Source organism: Phycisphaeraceae bacterium (assembly GCA_019636735.1).
Lineage (GTDB): Bacteria > Planctomycetota > Phycisphaerae > Phycisphaerales > SM1A02 > VGXK01.
The window spans coordinates 130,336-148,632 of the sequence record JAHBWY010000002.1 but is presented as its reverse complement, the minus strand read 5'-3'; the positions used below and the strand labels follow the sequence as shown (position 1 = coordinate 148,632).

The following is an 18,297-nucleotide window of genomic DNA, read 5'->3' as shown; positions in this document are numbered from 1 at the left end:
GTTGGGATGCGAAGCGCCCATCTTAGGAAACTCCCAGCGCCGACACGAACACTCCAGGGATCTTTGAGCGTGCCGACGAAGACCCGGCGCACCATTGACCGCCGGTCGGCGCCATTGCGTCTCATTCCTTCCTGTCAAGCTGGCAGGCACGAATCGCGAACGGGCGTCGTCCGCGAACACGCACCCCTGTGTTCTGAATGTTGCACTCGACTCACTCTCGGAATGATTCCCGGAACACCGGCGGAACGAGCGGCGTAGTTGAGCGCAGAAAGCTGCATCGGGCGCTTGCGAAGCGTCGAAGTCGCGGCAGCGTAACGGAAGGGCGCACTGGCGCCGTCTGGACGAACGACGAGAGACGACACGGAATCCAACGGTCGAAGGAGGACGATCCAATGACTCTCTTTGCTCAACTGGTCGGAATGATTCGTCGCTTCGTGAGTCTTCATTGGCATCGTGCCTTCGGTCGTACGCAGCCGTGCACGATTCCGTGCCGGTCACGACCTGCGCGATAGCGGATTCGATTCTCACCCGCTCCATCACGCAGGCCCCTTCCGGATGGATGGGGCCTGCTTCTTAGAGAGGTGGCTCATGCCTGAACTTCCCCGCGACTCCACGACGACGACCAACGCGTTCGGCGTCTTCAATCCTGAACGCCTGCCGCTTGAGCAGCGCGCGCACTTCCGCCCGCTCCGGATCTTCGTCAAGGAGCGCCGGCAGAAGGGCCAGCCCGACTGGGAGCAGTGGACCCCCGAGGATGAGCGTGGCCGTCGCGTGGTCGCGGAACTCTCCCCGTTGCCTGCTTCGGAGATCCTTGCCTCGATCACGGCGCGGGCGAATCGCCCGGGAATGACGCTGCTTCTCGGCTTCGAGTCAATGCCTGGCGGCGGTGCCGCGGCGCTCGCGGCAATCGGCGAAACCTCCCGCTCCCTGCACGACTTCCTCGAAACGGTCGGCCCGCAATCGGCCGCCGCAGGGCCGCGATTCCTGCTGCTTGACGATGTCGCGCTCCTGCGCCTGCTTCGCCGCGGTCTCGCGGGTTTCACCTCGGCGGTGCGCGTCGAACCGGGGGAGCACGATCGCATCGAGGTGAGTGATCTCGAGAGCATTCTTCAGGCGGTCGATGCGGGTGCATCGCCCCTGGAAGCGGATCTCCGGACCATTGCGTGGCTGCGCTTCGGCCCTGACTCGAAGGTCGAGGTCGTGTCGCGCCGCCGCGCCGTGGTCCACGAACTTGTCGCCGAGGCCATGGCGCTCTATCTCGCGTCGCAGCTCGGCGTGCAGCATCGCGAGGTGGTTCGGCCCGAGGCGTGGCGAGTCGCCCAGCTCCTGGGCGTCTCCGGTCACCTCGAGCTGCACCCCCGCGAAACGCTGGTCACCAGCACCTTCGTCGATGTCGGCTGCTGCTGCTCGGCCCCGTCGGAACGCCACCCCGCGGCGGTGGGGGTCATTTATGACCTCCCCAGCCGGAGCTGGCATGGCGAAGAAGGGTGAACCGCTGAGGCGGATCCTGCGTATCTGAGGGTGAACGATTCTCGTTCATCTTCCTTCTCCCCCCGGGGGCGAGGCTCAGTCACGAGAGCCTCGCCCTTGTGTTTTTGGACTTTGAAATCAGCGCGGTCGCCTTCCGCCGCGGGTGCCGCGCGAAGTCGCCGGGCTCACCGGTGCGCTGACACTCCCCTACTCCGCGGGAACGCAGCGCGACTTGGCCCAGGCGCGCAGTGATGCGAGCGGCTCGGCCATCACCACCGACAGCGGAGGCGACGCGCGAAGGGCGTCGACGACATCGCTCGAAGTGAGATCGCGTCGACCATCTCGATACGCCCGAAGGAGCGCGGCTTCAATCGCCGCCTCGATCTCCGCGCCGCTGTAGCCCTCGGAGGCCCTGGACATGGCCGCCACATCCAAGCCTGCCGGATCTCGTCGGCGCCGGCGCAGGTGAATCTCGAGAATGGCGCGGCGTGTCTCCTCGAGCGGAAGGTCAATGAAGAAGATCTCGTCGAAGCGCCCCTTGCGCAGCAGCTCCGGCGGCAGCACGCTGATGTCATTCGCGGTCGCGGCGAGGAAGACGGCGCTGCGCCGCTCCTGCATCCATGTGAGCAGCGTTCCGAACATGCGCCGGGAGACGCCGCCGTCGGTCGAAGTTCCAGCGGCCGAGGCGAAGCCCTTCTCGATCTCGTCGATCCAGAGCACCGCGGGCGCCATGCGCTCCGCCTGATGCAGGGAGTCGCGAAGTCGTCGCTCGCTCTCACCAATGAACTTGTCGTAAAGGGCACCCGCGTCGAGGCGCATCAGCGGCAGCCCCCACGCGCTGGCCACCGCCTTCGCAGCGAGACTCTTGCCCGCCCCCTGCACGCCCAGCATCAGCACTCCGCGCGGTGGCGAGAGGCCGAAGTCCGCCGCCTCGGCGTCGAGGCCGCCCTGCCGCGAGGCGAGCCACTGCTTCAGCTTGCCGAGGCCGCCGATCTCATCGAGGGCGATGGGTGCCTGCACGAACTCGAGCACGCCACCCAGTTCGCCCAGAGCGTTCCGCTTCAGGGCCACCAATCGATCAAGGTCACTGGCGTCGAGGCGATCATCTTCGGCGACACAGGCGAGCACGACGCGCTCCGCCTGCCGGCGCGTGAGCCCACCGAGCGCTCGGACCATGGCATCCAAGGTCCGGCGGGTCACCTCGTGGGTAATGACGCGCGTCTTTCTCGCTTCCCGGAGCGCGCTCCGGATGGCCTCCTCGAGTTCATCCTTGGTCGGCACTGGCGGCGCCCAGTGATGCGCTTCACCGTCGATGAAGGGCGGAAGGCGCGATTCTCGCTCAACCAGCACCACGGTGCCGAAGGTGCGCCTGGCCTGCTGCACCGCTTCGCGCAGGGCACGCACGGTGCGTGAGTCTTCGAGATGCGGGGAGAGATCGAAGAAGAGGTTGACCGCGCGGGTGGGCGATGCTCGCATCGCGATCCACGCAAGGGCTCCGGCGGGATCCTCGGTGCCGGCGATCGGCGGCCCTTCGAGCCGCGACTCTTCAAGTCCGCGCACAGCGCTCCAGCGCCGCACGATCACCTGACTCGGGATGGCGTCAAAGACTTCGTCGCGGAACCACTGCTCATCATCGGTCCGGACCACCACGAGCGGGTGAGTCCCATCTAACTCTCGGGCGAGCGGTGTTCGGCGCCAACCAAGCTCAATGCGTGACTCGATCATCATCCCCCCGTGACCACGCTCACCATCCGCCCCGGAACGACGACAACTTTGCGGACCGGTCGATCGCCAATGGACTTTCGCACGGTTTCGTCGGCCATGACGAGCGCCTCGATGGCGCCGGCGTCGGCGCCGGCGGGAACTCGCAGGCGCGCCTTCACCTTGCCCTGAACCTGAACGGCGATCTCGACCTCGTCATCGACGAGCATCGCGGGATCGACTTCGGGCCAGCGGGCGAGCGAGACGAGGTCGTCATGACCGAGGCGCTGCCAGAGCTCCTCCGCCATGTGCGGGGCGAATGGCGCGAGGATGCAGACGAATCGCTCCAGTTGCGAGCGGGTCATGCCGCCCTGCGTCGGATCGCTCATCTCCGTCGGCCGTGTCGCCGCATTCACCAGTTCAATGAGCGCGGCGATGGCGGTGTTGAAGGCCAGCCGCTCGGTGTCTGCGGCGACGCGCGCGATCGTCCGGTGGAGGCGGCGCTCGAGGGCCGGGTCCTCCTTCGCCGCCAGCAGGAGTTCGCCGCTTCGCTCGTCGATGGCCAGGCGCCACGCGCGTTGCAGGAAGCGGAAGACTCCGGCGATGTCACGCGTGTTCCATGGCTTGCTCGCCTCCAAAGGGCCCATGTACATCTCGTAGAGGCGCATCGTGTCGGCGCCGTACTCCGCAATCACGCCGTCGGGATTGATGACATTGCGCAGACTCTTGGACATCTTCGCGATGGTCTGCGTGACGCGATCGCCCGTTCCCTTCTCGACATGAGCGCCGTCGCGCTCCTCCACCTGGTCGATGGGCACCAGGCTCTTGTCCTGTCGCTGATAGGCCCAACTGGTGATCATGCCCTGGTGGAAAAGCCGGCGGAAGGGCTCCGGCGTGCTCACCTCACCGAGGTCGAAGAGGATCTTGTGCCAGAAGCGCGCATAGAGAAGGTGCAGCACCGCGTGTTCCGCCCCGCCAACATAGAGGTCCACGCCGCCGCCGCTCATCCAGTGCCGCTCGGCGTCGCGCCCCACGAAGCGCTCGCTGTTCTGCGGGTCGCAGTAGCGAAGGTAGTACCAGCAGCTTCCCGCCCAGCCGGGCATCGTGTTCGTCTCGCGGCGCACCGGCGTCTCCGGCGGAAGGAGCGCCGGGTCGACACCCGCTTCACCCGCAGTGGTGTTCACCCACGCGGTCGCCTTGCCGAGCGGCGGTGTCGGTGTCGCACTCTCGATCGGCTTGAAGTCCTCCATCGCCGGCAGGGTGACCGGGAGATGCGCTTCGGAAATGGGGTACGCCGCGCCTGATTCATCGAAGACGATCGGGAACGGCTCGCCCCAGTAGCGCTGTCGGCTGAAGAGCCAGTCGCGCAACTTGAAGTTCACGCGCCGTCGCCCGAGGCCCTTGGACTCGAGCCACTCCGTCATCCTCGCCTTTGCCGCCTGGGTGGGCAGACCGTCGAGTGAGAGGTCGCCCGCAGCGCTGCTGCACGCGACCCCATCGCCCGTGAATGCGCTTTCGAGCGGCGCGTTCGCATCGCCCCCTGTTGGCATGACCACCCGCCTCACCGGCAGGTTGAATGCGCGCGCGAAGTCGAAGTCGCGTTCATCATGCCCCGGCACGGCCATGATGGCGCCGGTGCCATACCCCATGAGGACATAGTCGGCAATCCAGATGGGGAGCTCCGCGCCGGTCACCGGATGCACGGCGCTCAGTCCACTGTCAACTCCGCTCTTCTGCTTCGAATCCGCCTGTCGCTCGACATCGCCGCGATTCCGCGCGGCGGTGACATAGGCCTCGATCGCACGGCGACGATCGGGCGCGGCGCTCTCCAACGCGAGCGAGGCCAGCGGATGCTCGGGCGCAATCACCATGTAGGTCGCCCCGAAGAGCGTGTCGGGCCGCGTCGTGAAGACAACGAGCGAGCGCGCGGACTCCTCCACCGCTGCACGCGGCGCGGCGCCAGACTCCCCTGCCACCCGGACCGGAAAGCGAATCTCCGCGCCTTCGCTTCGCCCGATCCACTCCGTCTGCTGGATTCGAGTGCTCTCGGGCCAGTCGACCGTCGCAAGGTCGGCCAGCAGTCGGTCGGCGTACTCCGTGATCCTGAACATCCACTGCCGCAGCGGGAGGCGCAACACGGGGTAGCCACCGCGCTCGCTTCGACCGTCGATCACTTCCTCGTTCGCAAGGACCGTGCCGAGCTTCGGACACCAGTTGACGGTCTGCTCACCGAGATACGCAAGACGATGGGCATCGAGCTCCTCGCGACGCTCAGCCGGGGAGAGCGTCGCCCATGGACCTCGCGCGGGCGTGCGCTCGCCGCGCTCGAACGCACGGATGAGTTCACCGATCGGTCTCGCGCGAGTGAGCGAGCGGTCATACCAGGCGTCATAGCAGCGCAGCCAGATCCACTGCGTCCAGCGATAGAACTCCGGCTCGCAGGTCGAGACTTCGCGCGACCAGTCGTAGCTGAGACCGAAGCGCTTGAGTTGTCCGCGGAAGGTGTCGATCGCCCTGCGCGTGGTGATCGCGGGATGAACCCCGGTCTGCACGGCGTACTGCTCCGCCGGAAGCCCGAAGGCATCCCAGCCCATCGGATGGAGCACGCCGAAGCCGCGCATGCGCTGATAGCGACAGAGGATGTCCGTGGCGATGTATCCCTCGGGGTGTCCGACATGGAGACCCGCGCCCGAGGGATAGGGGAACATGTCGAGCGCATAGAACTTCGGCGCCGAGGCGTCGAATCCGGGCTCGCCGGGATTGGTCGTGCGGAAGGCCTCTGCCTTCTCCCAGCGCATCTGCCACGACACCTCGATCTGGTTGGCCAGAGCACCGGTGTAGCGGTGCGGTGTCGAGTTCTCAGGCGACGAAGACATGGGGAAGGCGGCAGGCTACCGCCGAAGCGAGGCGACGGTCCACCAGACGCGCCGCCGGCGACGCTCCGACCCGAGATGATCGAGGCGACCGCTCGTCCGCAGGCCGCGTTCGGTCAGGCGTCGACCTTCGAACGCTCGTGCTGGAGGTGCTTGATCGTCTCGCCCACCAGGTAGAAGCTGCCCGTCACGACGATGAGGTCATCGCGGCTGACGGCTCGATGCGCCAAGGCGAGCGCCTCGGGGAGTGTGCGAGCGACCTGACTCATCTTTCCGGAGCGCTCCGCGAACATCTTCTGAAGCTCGTCGGGATCGGCGGCTCGCGGCGTCGTAGCGGCACGGGTGAAGATCACCTTGTCCGCACCGAGATTCACGCGGTCGAGCATCGCCGGCACATCCTTGTCCGCGCAGCAGCCGAAGACGCACACCATGCTGTCATAGGGCACATGCGCGCCGACGCAGCGCATCAGCGCCGTCATCGACGCGGGGTTGTGGGCGCCATCGACCAGCAGGCGCGGGCGCTCGCCGAGGAGTTGCATGCGACCGGGCACGCGGGTCTTCATGAGCCCCGCGGTCATGCGATCGTCGGGGCAGTCGAAGCCGCAGCTCTTCAGCGTGTCCACCGCCGCGAGCGCCAATCCGCAGTTGCCCGCCTGATGCTCGCCCTGGAGCGGAACGGGGAGATGCTCAAGTCGACTGGTGCGCGTGTAGAGGCAGACGCGCGTATGCGGGCCGAGATCGGGATCGGTGCAGAAGCGACTCGAGTACTCGATGTCCTTGTTGACGATCCGCAGGATGGCGCCGCACTTCTCCGCCGTCTCGCGGAAGACCCGCTCCACATCGGCCTGGGGCTCGAAGACGATCGCGGGAACCCCCTGCTTGAAGATGCCCGCCTTCTCCTTCGCAATGTCAGCGAGGGTGTTGCCGAGGATCTTCGTGTGGTCGAAGTCGATCTGCGTGATGACCGTGACGAGCGGCGTCAGCACATTGGTGGAGTCGAGTCGCCCGCCGAGTCCGACCTCGACGACAGCGATGTCAACGGCCTGCTCCATGAAGTGCTTGAAGGCGATGGCCGTCATGACTTCGAAAAAGGTCGGCTCGAAGTCAAGCCGCGCGATGGCCTTGGCCACCGCGCGAGCGTGTTCGCAGAACTCGCTCTTGCCGACCATCTTGCCGTTGATGGTGATCCGCTCGCGAAGCTCGACAAGATGAGGGCTGGTGTACTGCCCCACCGTGTAGCCGCACTCTTCCAGCATGCTGGCGATCATCGCGACCGTGCTGCCCTTGCCGACCGTGCCGGCAACATGGACCGACTTGATCTGCTGCTGGGGGTTGCCGAGGCGATCGAGAAGCTTGCGCATGCGATCGAGCTTGAAGGCCTGTTCGCCGAGACGAACCACGCGCATGCGCTCGATGTCGGTGCGGTCGTAAAGCCAGCGCAGCACCGCCGGGTAGGTCGAGAGATCGGGAGCTCCCCCGCCACCGTTTCGGATGGGCTTAGGCTCGACCGCAGCCGGGCTGCGCACCTTCGCGGGAGCGGGCCGCCGACTGGCCGTCTTGGGGGTCGATCGATCGGAACCGGGCGCCTTGGCACCCGCACGGGGAACCCTGCCCGACGAGCGGGCGGGAGTGGGCTTGGGCATAAGCGAAGCATTCTATCGAGCGCGAAGTTCTCATTCAAACATGACGGCTCTAATCCTAGGCGCGACAAACAGTTGCGATCGGACACACGGAGGCGCGCCGCGGCCTGACCATCCGCCTTGGTGGGCCGTCTGGAAGAACGAAGTCACCTCCCCCCCGGCCAAGAGCCGACATTCCACGGGGTGCAGAGGTCGCTGCGCCCTGGAGAGCATTCATGAACACGAAGTCGCGCGCCACCTCGCCCAACCTCGGAAGCGAGTCGTGGCGTGCGCTGCGCATCCTGAGCGAGTTCGTTGAGGCCGTCGACACGCTCAACACCATCGGACCCGCCGTGAGCGTCTTCGGCTCCGCACGAACAACGCCGGAGACGCGGTACTACGACATGGCGCGCGAGTGCGGACGCATGCTGGTCGAGCGAGGCCTCGCGGTCATCACCGGCGGCGGGCCAGGCATCATGGAAGCGGCCAATCGCGGCGCAAGCGAAGCGGGCGGCATCAGCGTGGGTCTCAACATCGCCCTTCCCTTCGAGCAGGTGCCGAACCCCTACCAGACGATCGAACTGGAGTTCCGCTACTTCTTCATCCGCAAGGTGATGTTCGTCAAGTACGCACGAGGCACCATTATCTTCCCCGGCGGCTTCGGAACGCTCGACGAGGTGTTCGAGTCGCTCACGCTCATGCAGACGCTCAAGATCAGGCCGATGCCCGTGGTGCTCGTCGGTCGCGGCTACTGGGACGGTCTGCTGCGCTGGTTCCGCGAGGTGCTCATCGATCAGCATCGAGCGATCGATGCGCAGGACCTCCACCTCTTTCACCTCACCGATGATGTGACTGAAGCGGTCGATCTCGTCCACGAGGTGAGTGAAGGCCGCCGTACATGGGCGGCGAATCTGCCGCGCTTTCCCGAGGATGCGGCGGGTCCCGCCGGCGAAGGAACTCGAGAAGGCGTCCTGCCGCGCAAGCGGGCGGGTGGCGAGTCGCCTCCCGCGGCGGAACCGACCTCACCGCCACCTTCACCGCCGATCGTTGGGTGAACGCTCCCCGCCCACCAGCGGCGCGTTCGGAAGTGAACTCTCGAGTTCCGCTTCACGCACAGCGCTGCGCGCGAGCATGTGCGAACTCACCGGCAGCGTGGCGAGCAGGAAGGCGAAGATCACCAGCAACCGGAAGAACCACTCGCCCGTGGGAAAGGCCGCCATCGCGCCGAGACAGAGAAGCGAGGCGGCAAGCGTGCCGGCCTTGGTGGCCGCATGCTGACGCGCGAGCGCATCGGGAAGCATGAGCACGCCCCACGCCGCAATCAGCAGCATGAGCGAACCAAGTCCGAGCAGCGTGGTGGCCACGATGGTCACAGCTCCCTCACCTCCCCCTCGGCGCGGCGCGCGGCGCGGTCGACCAGTCTCGCCCAGCCGATGGTTCCGACGAATCCCACGAGCGCGAGCCCGATGGCGACATCGAGGTAGACCGTGCGCGCCGTCAGCAGGCTCGCGGCGATGCAGAGCGAGATTCCCGCGGTCAGGAAGAGGTCGAGGGCGACGATGCGATCGGCATGACGGGGGCCGAGGACCAGGCGCACGGCACCGAGGGCCGCAGCCGCCAGGGACGCGATAATGAGCGTGGTGACGCCGAACTCGATCATGGCGCCCCCTTGCCGAAGAGCTTGATCAGCGACGGCTCGAAGTCGGCGCGAATGCCCGCGATCGCTTCCTCGGCCTGCGAAGTATCAAGCAGGTGCAGCAGCATCTCGCCGCGCTCCATGTCGATGTCGATCGTTGTTGTTCCCGGTGTCAGGGAGATCATGCATCCGAGCAGCGTGGCGCCATCCTCGCTCATCGGGGCGAAACGCATGCGGACCAGCCCCGCCGGGGGTGGGGTGCCACCGAGCGTCTGTCGCAGGATGACGCGCACCGTCTGGAGGCCGGAGATCACCACCGCCTTCAGGAAGAGCAGCAACAGCCCGATGGCCACAAGCAACTTCATCACCGTCCGCCTCCCATCTGCTCCGCCGCCGCCATCACGAATGAAATGAGGATCTGCGGCGCTACTCCGATCGAGATCGTGATCAGCGCAAGGGTGATCGTGGTGATCCATGCCGGACCGAGGCGCGTGTTCGCGGGCAGGTGCCACTCCGAATCGGGGTGGCGCTTCCAGAAGGCCTCGAGCCAGATCTTCATCATCGAATAGAGCGTGAGGAAACTGACGATGAGGGCCACCACGGTCCAGGTAATGTGTCCGAGCGCGATCGTCTCGCTCAGAACGAGGAGCTTCGCCCAGAAGCCGGAGAGCGGAGGAATGCCCACCAGCGAGAGCGCCGGGATTGCGAAGACGAGCCCGAGCATCGGCCTCGCGTCATAGAGACCACCGATCTTGCGGAGGTCGTAGCTGCCGGTCAGGCGCCAGATCATCGCGGCGATGAGGAAGAGATTCGCCTTCACGATGATGTGATGCGCGGTGTAGAAGAGCGCCCCGCCATCACCCGTCGCCGTACCCAGCGCGATGCCGAGCAGCATGTAGCCGATCTGGCTGATGATGTGGAACCCGAGGATGCGCCGAAGATCCCAGTGATACGCGGCGCCGAGCACGCCGAAGAGCATCGTCGCGGCGGCGATCCAGCCGAGCGCGTCGAGCAGCATCTTCGGCGTCGGCTCGAAGACATCGCCGCACATGCGCAGGAGGGCGTAGACGCCCACCTTCGTCAGCAGACCTGCACAGAGGGCGAGCACGGGCCCGGGCAGCGTGTGATAGGACGCAGGCAGCCATGCAAAGAGCGGGAAGGCACCAGCCTTGATGAGGAAGGCGAGCATCAGCGTGCCCAGAAGCAGCGTCGTCATGCCGGGCGGCAGCGCCTGCACGGCGTGATGCACGGCCGTGAAGTTGAGGTGCCCGGTGACCGAGTAAATGGCGCCGACCGAGATCACCAGCAGCAGCGTGCCGACGAGGTTCAGCGCGAGGTACCGGAAGGTCGCGTCGAGCTGATCCAGCCGCCCGCCCAGCGCGAAAAGGCCGAGCACGCCGATCAGCATGACCTCGAACCAGACATACATGTTGAAGAGATCGGCGGTCGCAAACGCGCCTCCCACCCCGGCGAGCATGCCATGCAGGAGCGGCAGAAGCAGCGGCGATTGCGGCCGCGTGTCGGCGTCACTCAGCATGAAGAGAAGACTCGCCGCCCCCATGATGGCGGTGAGCAGCACCATGATGGCGCCGAGCCGATCGATCTGAAACTGGATGCCGAAGGGCGCCTCCCAGTTGCCGAAGGCCACGGCGGGAACCGTGCCCTGCGAGGTGATGGCCACGAGCGCCACGGCCGACGCAAGCAGCGCCGCCATGCCGATGAAGCTCACGGTGCGCTGGAGCGCTGGCTTCACGCGCCACAAGGCCGTGAGGACCGCAGTCAGGAGCGGTACCAAGACCGGCGTCACCACGAGAAGGTTCATGCGTGAACCCTCCCGTGAGGTTCGCGGGCCCCATCAGGCGAGCGATGGCCGGTGGGTTCCACCTCCGGCGATGGAGGATCAAACTCGGGCGCGTCGTACGGTGGCACCACCGGATCGGTTGGACGCGGCTCGGCGTAGACGAGGTCAGCGGCGTTGTCGCTGCCCGAGCCGTCAATGAGACGCAGCGCCGCAACCAGTGCGAAACAGATGAGCGCGAATCCGATCACGATCGCCGTGAGGACCAGCGCCTGCGGCAGCGGATTGGCCGAGGCCTCGACCGTCTCGCTTCCTGAAGGAATGACCGCCGGGAGCGCCGTGGTCACTCGTCCCGATGCGAAGAGCACCAGGTTGACGCCACTCGCGACGATCGCCAGCCCCAGCACGCAGCGCACGAGATCACGCGACATCGCGAGCCGCGCGCCGACGAGCAGCGTGACCCAGATCGCCATGGCGAGGGCCCAGATCATCGACCGCCCTCCCGGACCTCGTCGTCATCATCGATCTCGAGCAAGCCGAGCGCGTACCCCGAGAGGGCGCCCCAGACACACAGAAAGACTCCGATGTCGAAGACCATCACCGTCGAAAGCCAGAGCTTCGTGACACCGAGCGGCAGCGTGAAGGAGAGGTGCGTCAGGAAGGGCAGCCCGGCGAAGAACGCGGGCACGCCCGAGAGCGCTGCACTCAGCACGCCGATCGCCGCGAGAGCGACAGGATCGCCGGTCGGCAGCCGCCGCCTCGCCGCGTCGGGTCCGCGCGCGATGCCCCACAGCACCGTCGCGCTGACGGCGACGAGGCCTCCGATGAACCCGCCGCCAGGCTCATTGTGTCCCCTGAGCAGAACCCAGATGGAGGCGATGAGGATGATCCAGTAGAGCGGCCCCACCACCCGCTCCAGGATGACGATGCGCCGGTTCATGTCCGCGCCTCCTGCCGGCGTCGCGGAGGCCTGAGCGCCGCGAGGATCGGGATCGCCGCGAGAATGGAGATCATGACGACGGTGATCTCACCGAGCGTGTCGATCGCACGGAAGTCGACGAGGATGACATTCACGACATTGCGTCCATGCGCATCGGGCACGCTCTTCGCCAGGAAGTACTCCGACAGGAGAGGATCGAGCGTTCCCGCGCTGACCACCACGAAGAGAAGCGTGACCGCCGACGCGAAGAGCACCGAGATCACCATCGCCCAAGGACGCCGTCGCATGCCGCGGATGCTGGTCGTGCGCCCCAGCCGCTTGAGTTTGAGCAGCACGCTCGCCACCACCACCACGAAGACCGTTTCCACGATGAATTGCGTGTAGGCGACATCGGGCGCTCCGGCGAAGAGGAAGAAGACGGCGCTTCCGTATCCGACCAACCCAACCGCGAGCACGATCACAAGCCGGCGCTCCAGTCCACCGGCCAGCAGAGCGCCCAGGGCCACCACGATGCAGGCGCCCGCTACACCAAGCGAGGGCCACTCCCACTCAGGCCACGCGAGATCACCGCGAACTGTCCAGAGCATGAGTCCGATCGCCACTGTGATGGCGAAGAAGAGCATCGCCATGTAGCCCGGGAGGCTTCCATTCTGGATGCTGCGCGTCGAGACCGCCGCGAGCTTCGGGATGCCAGCGACAACCCGACTGTAATGGGAGACCGAGGCCATCCAGTCGAAGTGCTTCGCCAGGCGATCGAAGCCTCGATGGATGGGATCCCAGAAGAGATAGACGACCACACCAACCGCGAGCGTGATCGTCAGCGTGCCCAGCATCGAGGGAAGGTGGGAATGGAAGTCGATCGACTCAATCGGCGCCGCCGACATCGCCTGCGCCGCTGAGAGGATGATCGACCGCGCCACCCAGGGAAGGACTCCGAGCACGATCCCCATCGTGGCCAGGATGAGCGGCGGAAGGACAAGTGACGCTCCGCACTCGTGGGCCTTTGGCGTGATCGAGACGCCGGGATGCCACCAGAAGACCCGAATGGCTGCGACGCCTGCGACGGCGACCGCGACGATTCCAAAGACTCCGTAGCCGATCTGGACGAGGACTTCGACCTGCTCGGCAAGCTTCGCCTCATGGATCATGTCCTTGGCCAGGAAACCGAAGGTCAGCGGTAGTCCGGCCATCGACGCGCCGGCCAGCAGCGCCGCAGTGGCAGTGAGTGGCATCGCGTGACGCAGATTGCCGAGCTTGTCGAGAAGGCGCGTGCCCGTGCCGTGATCGATGTTGCCGGCCACGAAGAAGAGCGGCGCCTTGTAGAGCGCGTGCGCGAGGAGCAGCGTCGCCACCGCCACGGTGGCGACGGGACTGGAGAGTCCGATGAGCAACACCAGGGCGCCGAGCGTGGCCACGGTGGACCATGCCAGGATGCGCTTGAGGTCGCGCTCCCGCAGCGCGAGGATCATCGCCCACCCCGCCGTGATCGAGCCGACGGCTTCGAGTGTGCCCTGCCAGAGCGGCCATTCGCCGAACGCGGGGTCGAGCCGCGCCAGCAGATAGACGCCGAGCTTGACCATCGTGGCCGAGTGCAGATAGGCGGACACGGGGGTCGGCGCCGCCATGGCATTCGGCAGCCAGAAGTGGAATGGAACCTGCGCGCTCTTGGTGAACGCGCCGATGAAGATCAGAATGAGCGCCATCGAGAGCGTCGGCGTGCGCGCCATCTCCGGAACGACCTCGATCAATCCGCTGATCGATGAAGTTCCCGCCTGTTGGGTGAGCAGGATGAACCCGGCGAACATCGCAAGACCGCCACTTCCGGTCACGATCAGCGCCTGCTGGGCCGACTTTCGGCTGGTGAGGTCTTCATGCCCGAAACCAACCAGCATGAACGAAGTCAGGCTGGTCAGTTCCCAGAAGACGAAGAGGAGGAAGAGATCATCCGCCGTGACACACCCGATCATGGCGAGCATGAATGCGGTGAGCATCACGAAGAGCCGGCGCTGATGCGGATGGCCACTCAGGTAGCCGGCCGCATAGATGAATACCGCGACGCCGACGCCGGTGATGAGGGCCAGCATGAGCGCGGAGAGACCGTCGATCCGGAACGCGAAGTCAATGCCGAGTGAGGGCACCCAGGACAGGCTCTTCGTGAGCGGCACTTCACCCCGAAGGAGAAGCCAAAGCAGACCCAGGAAACTGACGAGCGGCGCCATCACGAAGGCAGCGCACTCCGCGGGGCGCATCGGTCGTCCGTGAAGATGTGACGCGGAGGGGGCGGCCATCGGGAGTGTTCTTTCGCTGGATGGTCAGCGTTGGAGGCATGGCTGCGCCGACCGTGGCGCGGGGCGGAGAGTGTAAGAGACTTGCGACGAGGCCGCGCCGCAACCAAGAGGCCGCGCGCCGAGATGGCAGCCGTTGCGCAGCCGTCAGCGCCACTCGTGCTTCGGGTAGCGGCGCTTCAACTCCGGCTTGATCTGCGGATAGAGCCGCTCGAAGAACCCCGGGAGATCGCTCGTCACCTGGAGGGGGCGCTGACTGGGCGCGAGAATCTCGATCAGCACCGCGATCCTGCCACCAGCCACCGTGGGGGTCGCCCGAAGATCGAAGAGGTCCTGGATGCGTGCGCCTCCCCGTGGCGGCTGCCCGGGCTGATAGGTGAGCCGCAGGCGTCGACCGTTCGGAAGCGGGATCTCCGCAGGCGCCATGCGCTCGACGAACATCGCATCGTCATGCGCAAGCGCTCCGCGCACCGCATCGAGGCAGTGGCGATCGGCCAGTTGTGACGCGCGTGTGGCGCCGTGCACGATCTCACTGCGGATGACGGCGAGATCCTCGTCGTCGTAGGCCAGCAGCGATCGTTGCGGAAACCACTCGGCGACGCAGCGGACACGGGCGATCCACTGCTCGACCTTCTCATCCCAGAGCGGCAGGTCGACTTCACCCAGAGCGATGCGCCGTGCAAGGATGGTCGCCGCCGCGCCCAAGTCGCGCGCGGGGCGCAAGATCATCTCGATCGGAGTACCGTCGAAGCACACCTCCTCGATCGACTCGACAGCCTTCGTCTCCGGATTCCAGCGCTCCTCGATGGGGCGCGCGAAACGCTGCGGCATGGCGGCCTCGAGCCACGCGCGCTCGAGGGGAACAAGGAGCGAGAGCAGTTGCGTCGATGGATCGCGTGGATGGGCTCTCGCTCCAAGCGCCAGCAGGAAACCCTCGCCGCGCACGAGCGTCTCACGGTCGAGTTCGACCTTGCGGCGGCCCGCCACCAGCGCGTGAGGCTTTTGTCGGTCGGGCCTCCACGCGACGAAGTCGGGAAACCCAGCCAGCAGCGAGAGCGCCACCTCACGCTCCGTTGCGGCACCATGCAGGGCATCGGTGGAGGTCGATCGACCTGCGATCGGCGCCTTGATGGCTGGCGTGTTGCCAGTTGAACCGCGCGAGGCCCCATCGCTGCGCCGGACACCAGCCTTGTTCGAATCCGCCACCAGTCGCGTGAGTTGCTCGCACGCGCGCCGCGCTTCCGCCAATGCCGCGTGGTTCACCCGCGCACTCGACGGCGGCGTGCGCAGCAGGCGCTCGCGCACCAGCATGTCGGAGGGTGCTTCCCCCTTCTGAAGAAGCGAGAGAAGCGCTGCGCGACTCCCGGGGTCGCGCTCATCGACCAGCGGGCGACCGGCGGCAATGGCGCACCACGCCGCGCTGCGCTCGACGCAGCCGAGACGAGCCGCTTCGATCATCGCCCGCGCAAGTCGCGGGTGGAGCGGGAGCGCGGCGGCACGACGGCCCATCTCCGTGATGGCGCCAGCCTCATCGATGCAACCCAACCGAAGGAGCAGAGTCTTCGCCAGCGCCACCGACTCAGTCCCTGGTGGGTCAATCCACTCGAAGCGCTCGGCGTCCGAGACACCTCCCGGCAGCAGCGCCGCCAGTGTGAGCAGCGGTTCGCTGAGGTCCGCTCGAAGAACCTCGGGCGAATCGAAGGCGGGCCGCCGCGCATGGTCCTGTTCACTCCAGAGGCGAATGCAGCGGCCCGGCGCGGTTCGTCCCGCACGGCCTGCGCGCTGCTCCGCCGCGGCGCGGCTGATCGGCTCGAGCACCAGCGCGTCGAGGGCGCGCCGGGGGTCGTGCCGATGCACCCGGGCCGTTCCCGAGTCGATGACCGTGCGAATACCGTCGATCGTGATCGAAGTCTGCGCGACATTCGTGGCCACGATCACGCGCCGTTCGCTCCGCGGGCGCAGCGCCTCATCCTGCCGCTGCGGCGACATGCCTCCATGCAACCCCGTGACAAACGCCCGTTCGCCGCGACTTCGCAGGGCCGCTCCGATCGCGTCCACGCTGCGATCGATCTCCTCAGCGCCAGGCATGAAGACGAGCGCATCACCGAGGAGCTCCCCCGCATCGAGCAGTTCGATCATGGCGCGTGCGGCCATCTCCCACGGGGGCACGCCCGATTCGGCGGCGCGGAAGGAGATGTCGACGGGATGGCAGCGCCCCTCCGCGTGAAGGTGTCTCGCACCGAGTCGCGCCGCCAGTCGCTCCGCGTCGAGCGTCGCGCTCATCACGATGAGCTTCAAGTCCGGACGAGGTCCGCGTTGAATGCGCTCGGTGATGCCGAGGGCGAGGTCCGCCAGTGTGCTTCGCTCGTGAAACTCATCGAGAATCACAGCGCCGACTCCGGCGAGCGTCGCCTCACGCTCCAGTCGTCGCAGAAAGACCCCCTCCGTCAGGAATCCGATGCGGGTCTCCCGACTCCATGCGCGCTCGAAACGAGTCTGGAATCCGACCACGCCTCCGAGTGCAGTGGCCCCGCGCATTGGCGCTGACGCGCTCGACCGGCGACGCTCGGCGACTTCATGCGCCACCCGCTCGGCGACCAGCCGCGCCGCGAGGCGACGCGGCTCGAGCACGAGGATTTCGCCCTCGATCGCCCCACCCTCAAGAAGAATCTGCGGAACCTGCGTCGTCTTCCCGCTTCCGGTTTCGGCCGTGAGCACGAGCGACGACGACTCCGCCAGCGCCCGGCGGATCTCCACCTCGAGCGCTCGAACCGGAAGCACCGGCGTCACGGCGCTCCGGAACCGGCCGCCGCGCCCGCGCTGCCGCGTGCCGGTCCGCTGAGCAGTTTCGCCGCCGTCGCCTCGGCCGCCACGCGATTCCCGAGCGGAGTCCAGTGGATGTCGACGGGGAAGTAGAGCCGACCCTGCGGCACCGCGTCGATGAGATCCTGCGTAATGTTGATCACTTCGAATCCCTCGGCGGCAAGCGCCTGACAGAAGGCCTCGTTGAAGCGGAGTTCCTCTTCCGTGTCGAGGACTCCCTGATGGCTCCACCGTGCTCGGTCTTCGGGATGCACCATATACGCCAAGGGGAAGTGCACGATGACCTGGCGCACACCGCGGGCGCTCATCGCCTCGCGCTGCTCGCGATAGAACGCGAGCGCCTCGGCGATCTCCGGGTCATTCGGATCGAACTCGCGGAAGCGCTTCATCACCCGACCGGCGCCGGTGATCTCGCGGGAGCCTCCGTCGGAGGCGACCATGCGCTGGAAATTGGTCACAGCGATCCAGCCGTAGAAGACGAGCGCGGAGTTCTTGGCGATGCCCTTCAGACGCTGCGACAGACCCGCATCACGCTGCACCATGGCGCCATCGGCGGTGAGTTCAACCTTGTTCCAGTTCTCCTTCTGCGGAACGACCATCGAGCCGTAGACGAACTGCATCGCGATGTCCGGGCGGTACTTCTCACCTTCGGCTCGGAACCACGCGAGCTGCGCCGCCGGGCCCTGCGCGGGAACGCCTGCGTTGATGACTTCGACTGACCCCGGCGCCCCCTTCGCTTGCGACAGCGCGTTCGCCAGGAACACGGCAAAGGTGTCTTCGTAGTTGACGCCCCATCCGAATGCGAATGAAGGTCCGAGCAAAAGGATGCGCTCCACGCCCGGGGTGCGCTCGTAGGACACGGGTGCCTGCGCCTTCGATGAGCGGAAGCCCTGCTCGTTCGTGTAGAGCATCACATCGAACTCGTGGGTCTGATGGTGATAGCTCAGGAGCGGCTTGTTCCAATAGCCCGCGTGCTCGTTGAGCGCATAGATGCCCGGCGAGACGCGCCGCCAGAGGGGCTGTCCCACGCCGACCCAGTAGTAGGCCTGAAGCACGATCTCGGCGACGATGAGGCAGAAGGCTGCGGCCACCAGGGCGGCGGCCAGTTTGACCTTCCATGAGCGAGCGGGTGCGGTGGCGGGAGTCGACATG

14 protein-coding genes are annotated in these 18,297 nt (G+C 66.4%); 2 read left to right on the top strand and 12 right to left on the bottom strand.

Going from position 1 to position 18,297, the window contains the following annotated elements:
- Nucleotides 1–588: 588 nt before the first annotated feature.
- Nucleotides 589–1,491, top strand: coding sequence for a hypothetical protein (locus tag KF724_02790; GenBank protein MBX3354607.1), 903 nt, complete (start codon nucleotides 589–591; stop codon nucleotides 1,489–1,491).
- A 186-nt stretch (nucleotides 1,492–1,677) separates the two neighbouring features.
- Here the strand turns inward: KF724_02790 and KF724_02785 are convergent, their stop codons facing one another.
- From KF724_02785 to KF724_02775, 3 genes are all read right to left on the bottom strand, one after another.
- The gene (locus KF724_02785; protein ID MBX3354606.1) at nucleotides 1,678–3,120 is read right to left on the bottom strand and encodes an AAA family ATPase; all 1,443 of its coding nucleotides are present in this window, start codon (nucleotides 3,118–3,120) and stop codon (nucleotides 1,678–1,680) included.
- A 74-nt stretch (nucleotides 3,121–3,194) separates the two neighbouring features.
- Nucleotides 3,195–6,047: a leucine--tRNA ligase gene (leuS, locus tag KF724_02780; protein ID MBX3354605.1), complete on the bottom strand. Its 2,853-nt coding sequence runs from the start codon at nucleotides 6,045–6,047 to the stop codon at nucleotides 3,195–3,197.
- 113 nt (nucleotides 6,048–6,160) lie between these two features.
- A complete protein-coding gene (locus KF724_02775) occupies nucleotides 6,161–7,687 on the bottom strand; it encodes a bifunctional folylpolyglutamate synthase/dihydrofolate synthase (GenBank protein MBX3354604.1) in 1,527 nt (508 codons plus the stop codon).
- A 212-nt stretch (nucleotides 7,688–7,899) separates the two neighbouring features.
- Here KF724_02775 and KF724_02770 point away from each other — a divergent pair, with 212 nt between their 5' ends.
- A complete protein-coding gene (locus tag KF724_02770) occupies nucleotides 7,900–8,718 on the top strand; it encodes a TIGR00730 family Rossman fold protein (protein MBX3354603.1) in 819 nt (272 codons plus the stop codon).
- Here the strand turns inward: KF724_02770 and mnhG are convergent.
- The 9 genes from mnhG to KF724_02725 form a co-directional block, all read right to left on the bottom strand.
- A complete protein-coding gene (gene mnhG, locus KF724_02765; GenBank protein ID MBX3354602.1) occupies nucleotides 8,698–9,027 on the bottom strand; it encodes a monovalent cation/H(+) antiporter subunit G in 330 nt (109 codons plus the stop codon). The two genes, KF724_02770 and mnhG, sit on opposite strands and share 21 nt — an antisense overlap.
- 5 nt (nucleotides 9,028–9,032) lie before the next feature.
- Nucleotides 9,033–9,323 (bottom strand): hypothetical protein, encoded by a 291-nt coding sequence (locus KF724_02760; protein MBX3354601.1) that lies wholly within the window; start codon nucleotides 9,321–9,323, stop codon nucleotides 9,033–9,035.
- Nucleotides 9,320–9,664: a Na+/H+ antiporter subunit E gene (locus KF724_02755; protein MBX3354600.1), complete on the bottom strand. Its 345-nt coding sequence runs from the start codon at nucleotides 9,662–9,664 to the stop codon at nucleotides 9,320–9,322. The genes KF724_02760 and KF724_02755 overlap by 4 nt, the downstream gene beginning before the upstream one ends.
- Nucleotides 9,664–11,121 (bottom strand): Na+/H+ antiporter subunit D, encoded by a 1,458-nt coding sequence (locus tag KF724_02750; protein ID MBX3354599.1) that lies wholly within the window; start codon nucleotides 11,119–11,121, stop codon nucleotides 9,664–9,666. Before KF724_02750 ends, KF724_02755 begins: the two co-directional genes overlap by 1 nt.
- On the bottom strand, nucleotides 11,118–11,588 hold the full coding sequence (locus KF724_02745) for an NADH-quinone oxidoreductase subunit K (GenBank protein ID MBX3354598.1): 471 nt from the start codon (nucleotides 11,586–11,588) through the stop codon (nucleotides 11,118–11,120). The genes KF724_02750 and KF724_02745 overlap by 4 nt, the downstream gene beginning before the upstream one ends.
- Nucleotides 11,585–12,037, bottom strand: a complete 453-nt coding sequence (locus tag KF724_02740; GenBank protein ID MBX3354597.1) for a Na(+)/H(+) antiporter subunit B — start codon at nucleotides 12,035–12,037, stop codon at nucleotides 11,585–11,587. The genes KF724_02745 and KF724_02740 overlap by 4 nt, the downstream gene beginning before the upstream one ends.
- Nucleotides 12,034–14,325, bottom strand: coding sequence for a DUF4040 domain-containing protein (locus KF724_02735; protein ID MBX3354596.1), 2,292 nt, complete (start codon nucleotides 14,323–14,325; stop codon nucleotides 12,034–12,036). Before KF724_02735 ends, KF724_02740 begins: the two co-directional genes overlap by 4 nt.
- A gap of 144 nt (nucleotides 14,326–14,469) precedes the next feature.
- Nucleotides 14,470–17,112 (bottom strand): ATP-dependent RNA helicase, encoded by a 2,643-nt coding sequence (locus KF724_02730; GenBank protein MBX3354595.1) that lies wholly within the window; start codon nucleotides 17,110–17,112, stop codon nucleotides 14,470–14,472.
- The gene (locus tag KF724_02725) at nucleotides 17,109–18,296 is read right to left on the bottom strand and encodes a hypothetical protein (GenBank protein MBX3354594.1); all 1,188 of its coding nucleotides are present in this window, start codon (nucleotides 18,294–18,296) and stop codon (nucleotides 17,109–17,111) included. The genes KF724_02730 and KF724_02725 overlap by 4 nt, the downstream gene beginning before the upstream one ends.
- Between the last annotated feature and the right edge of the window lies 1 nt (nucleotide 18,297).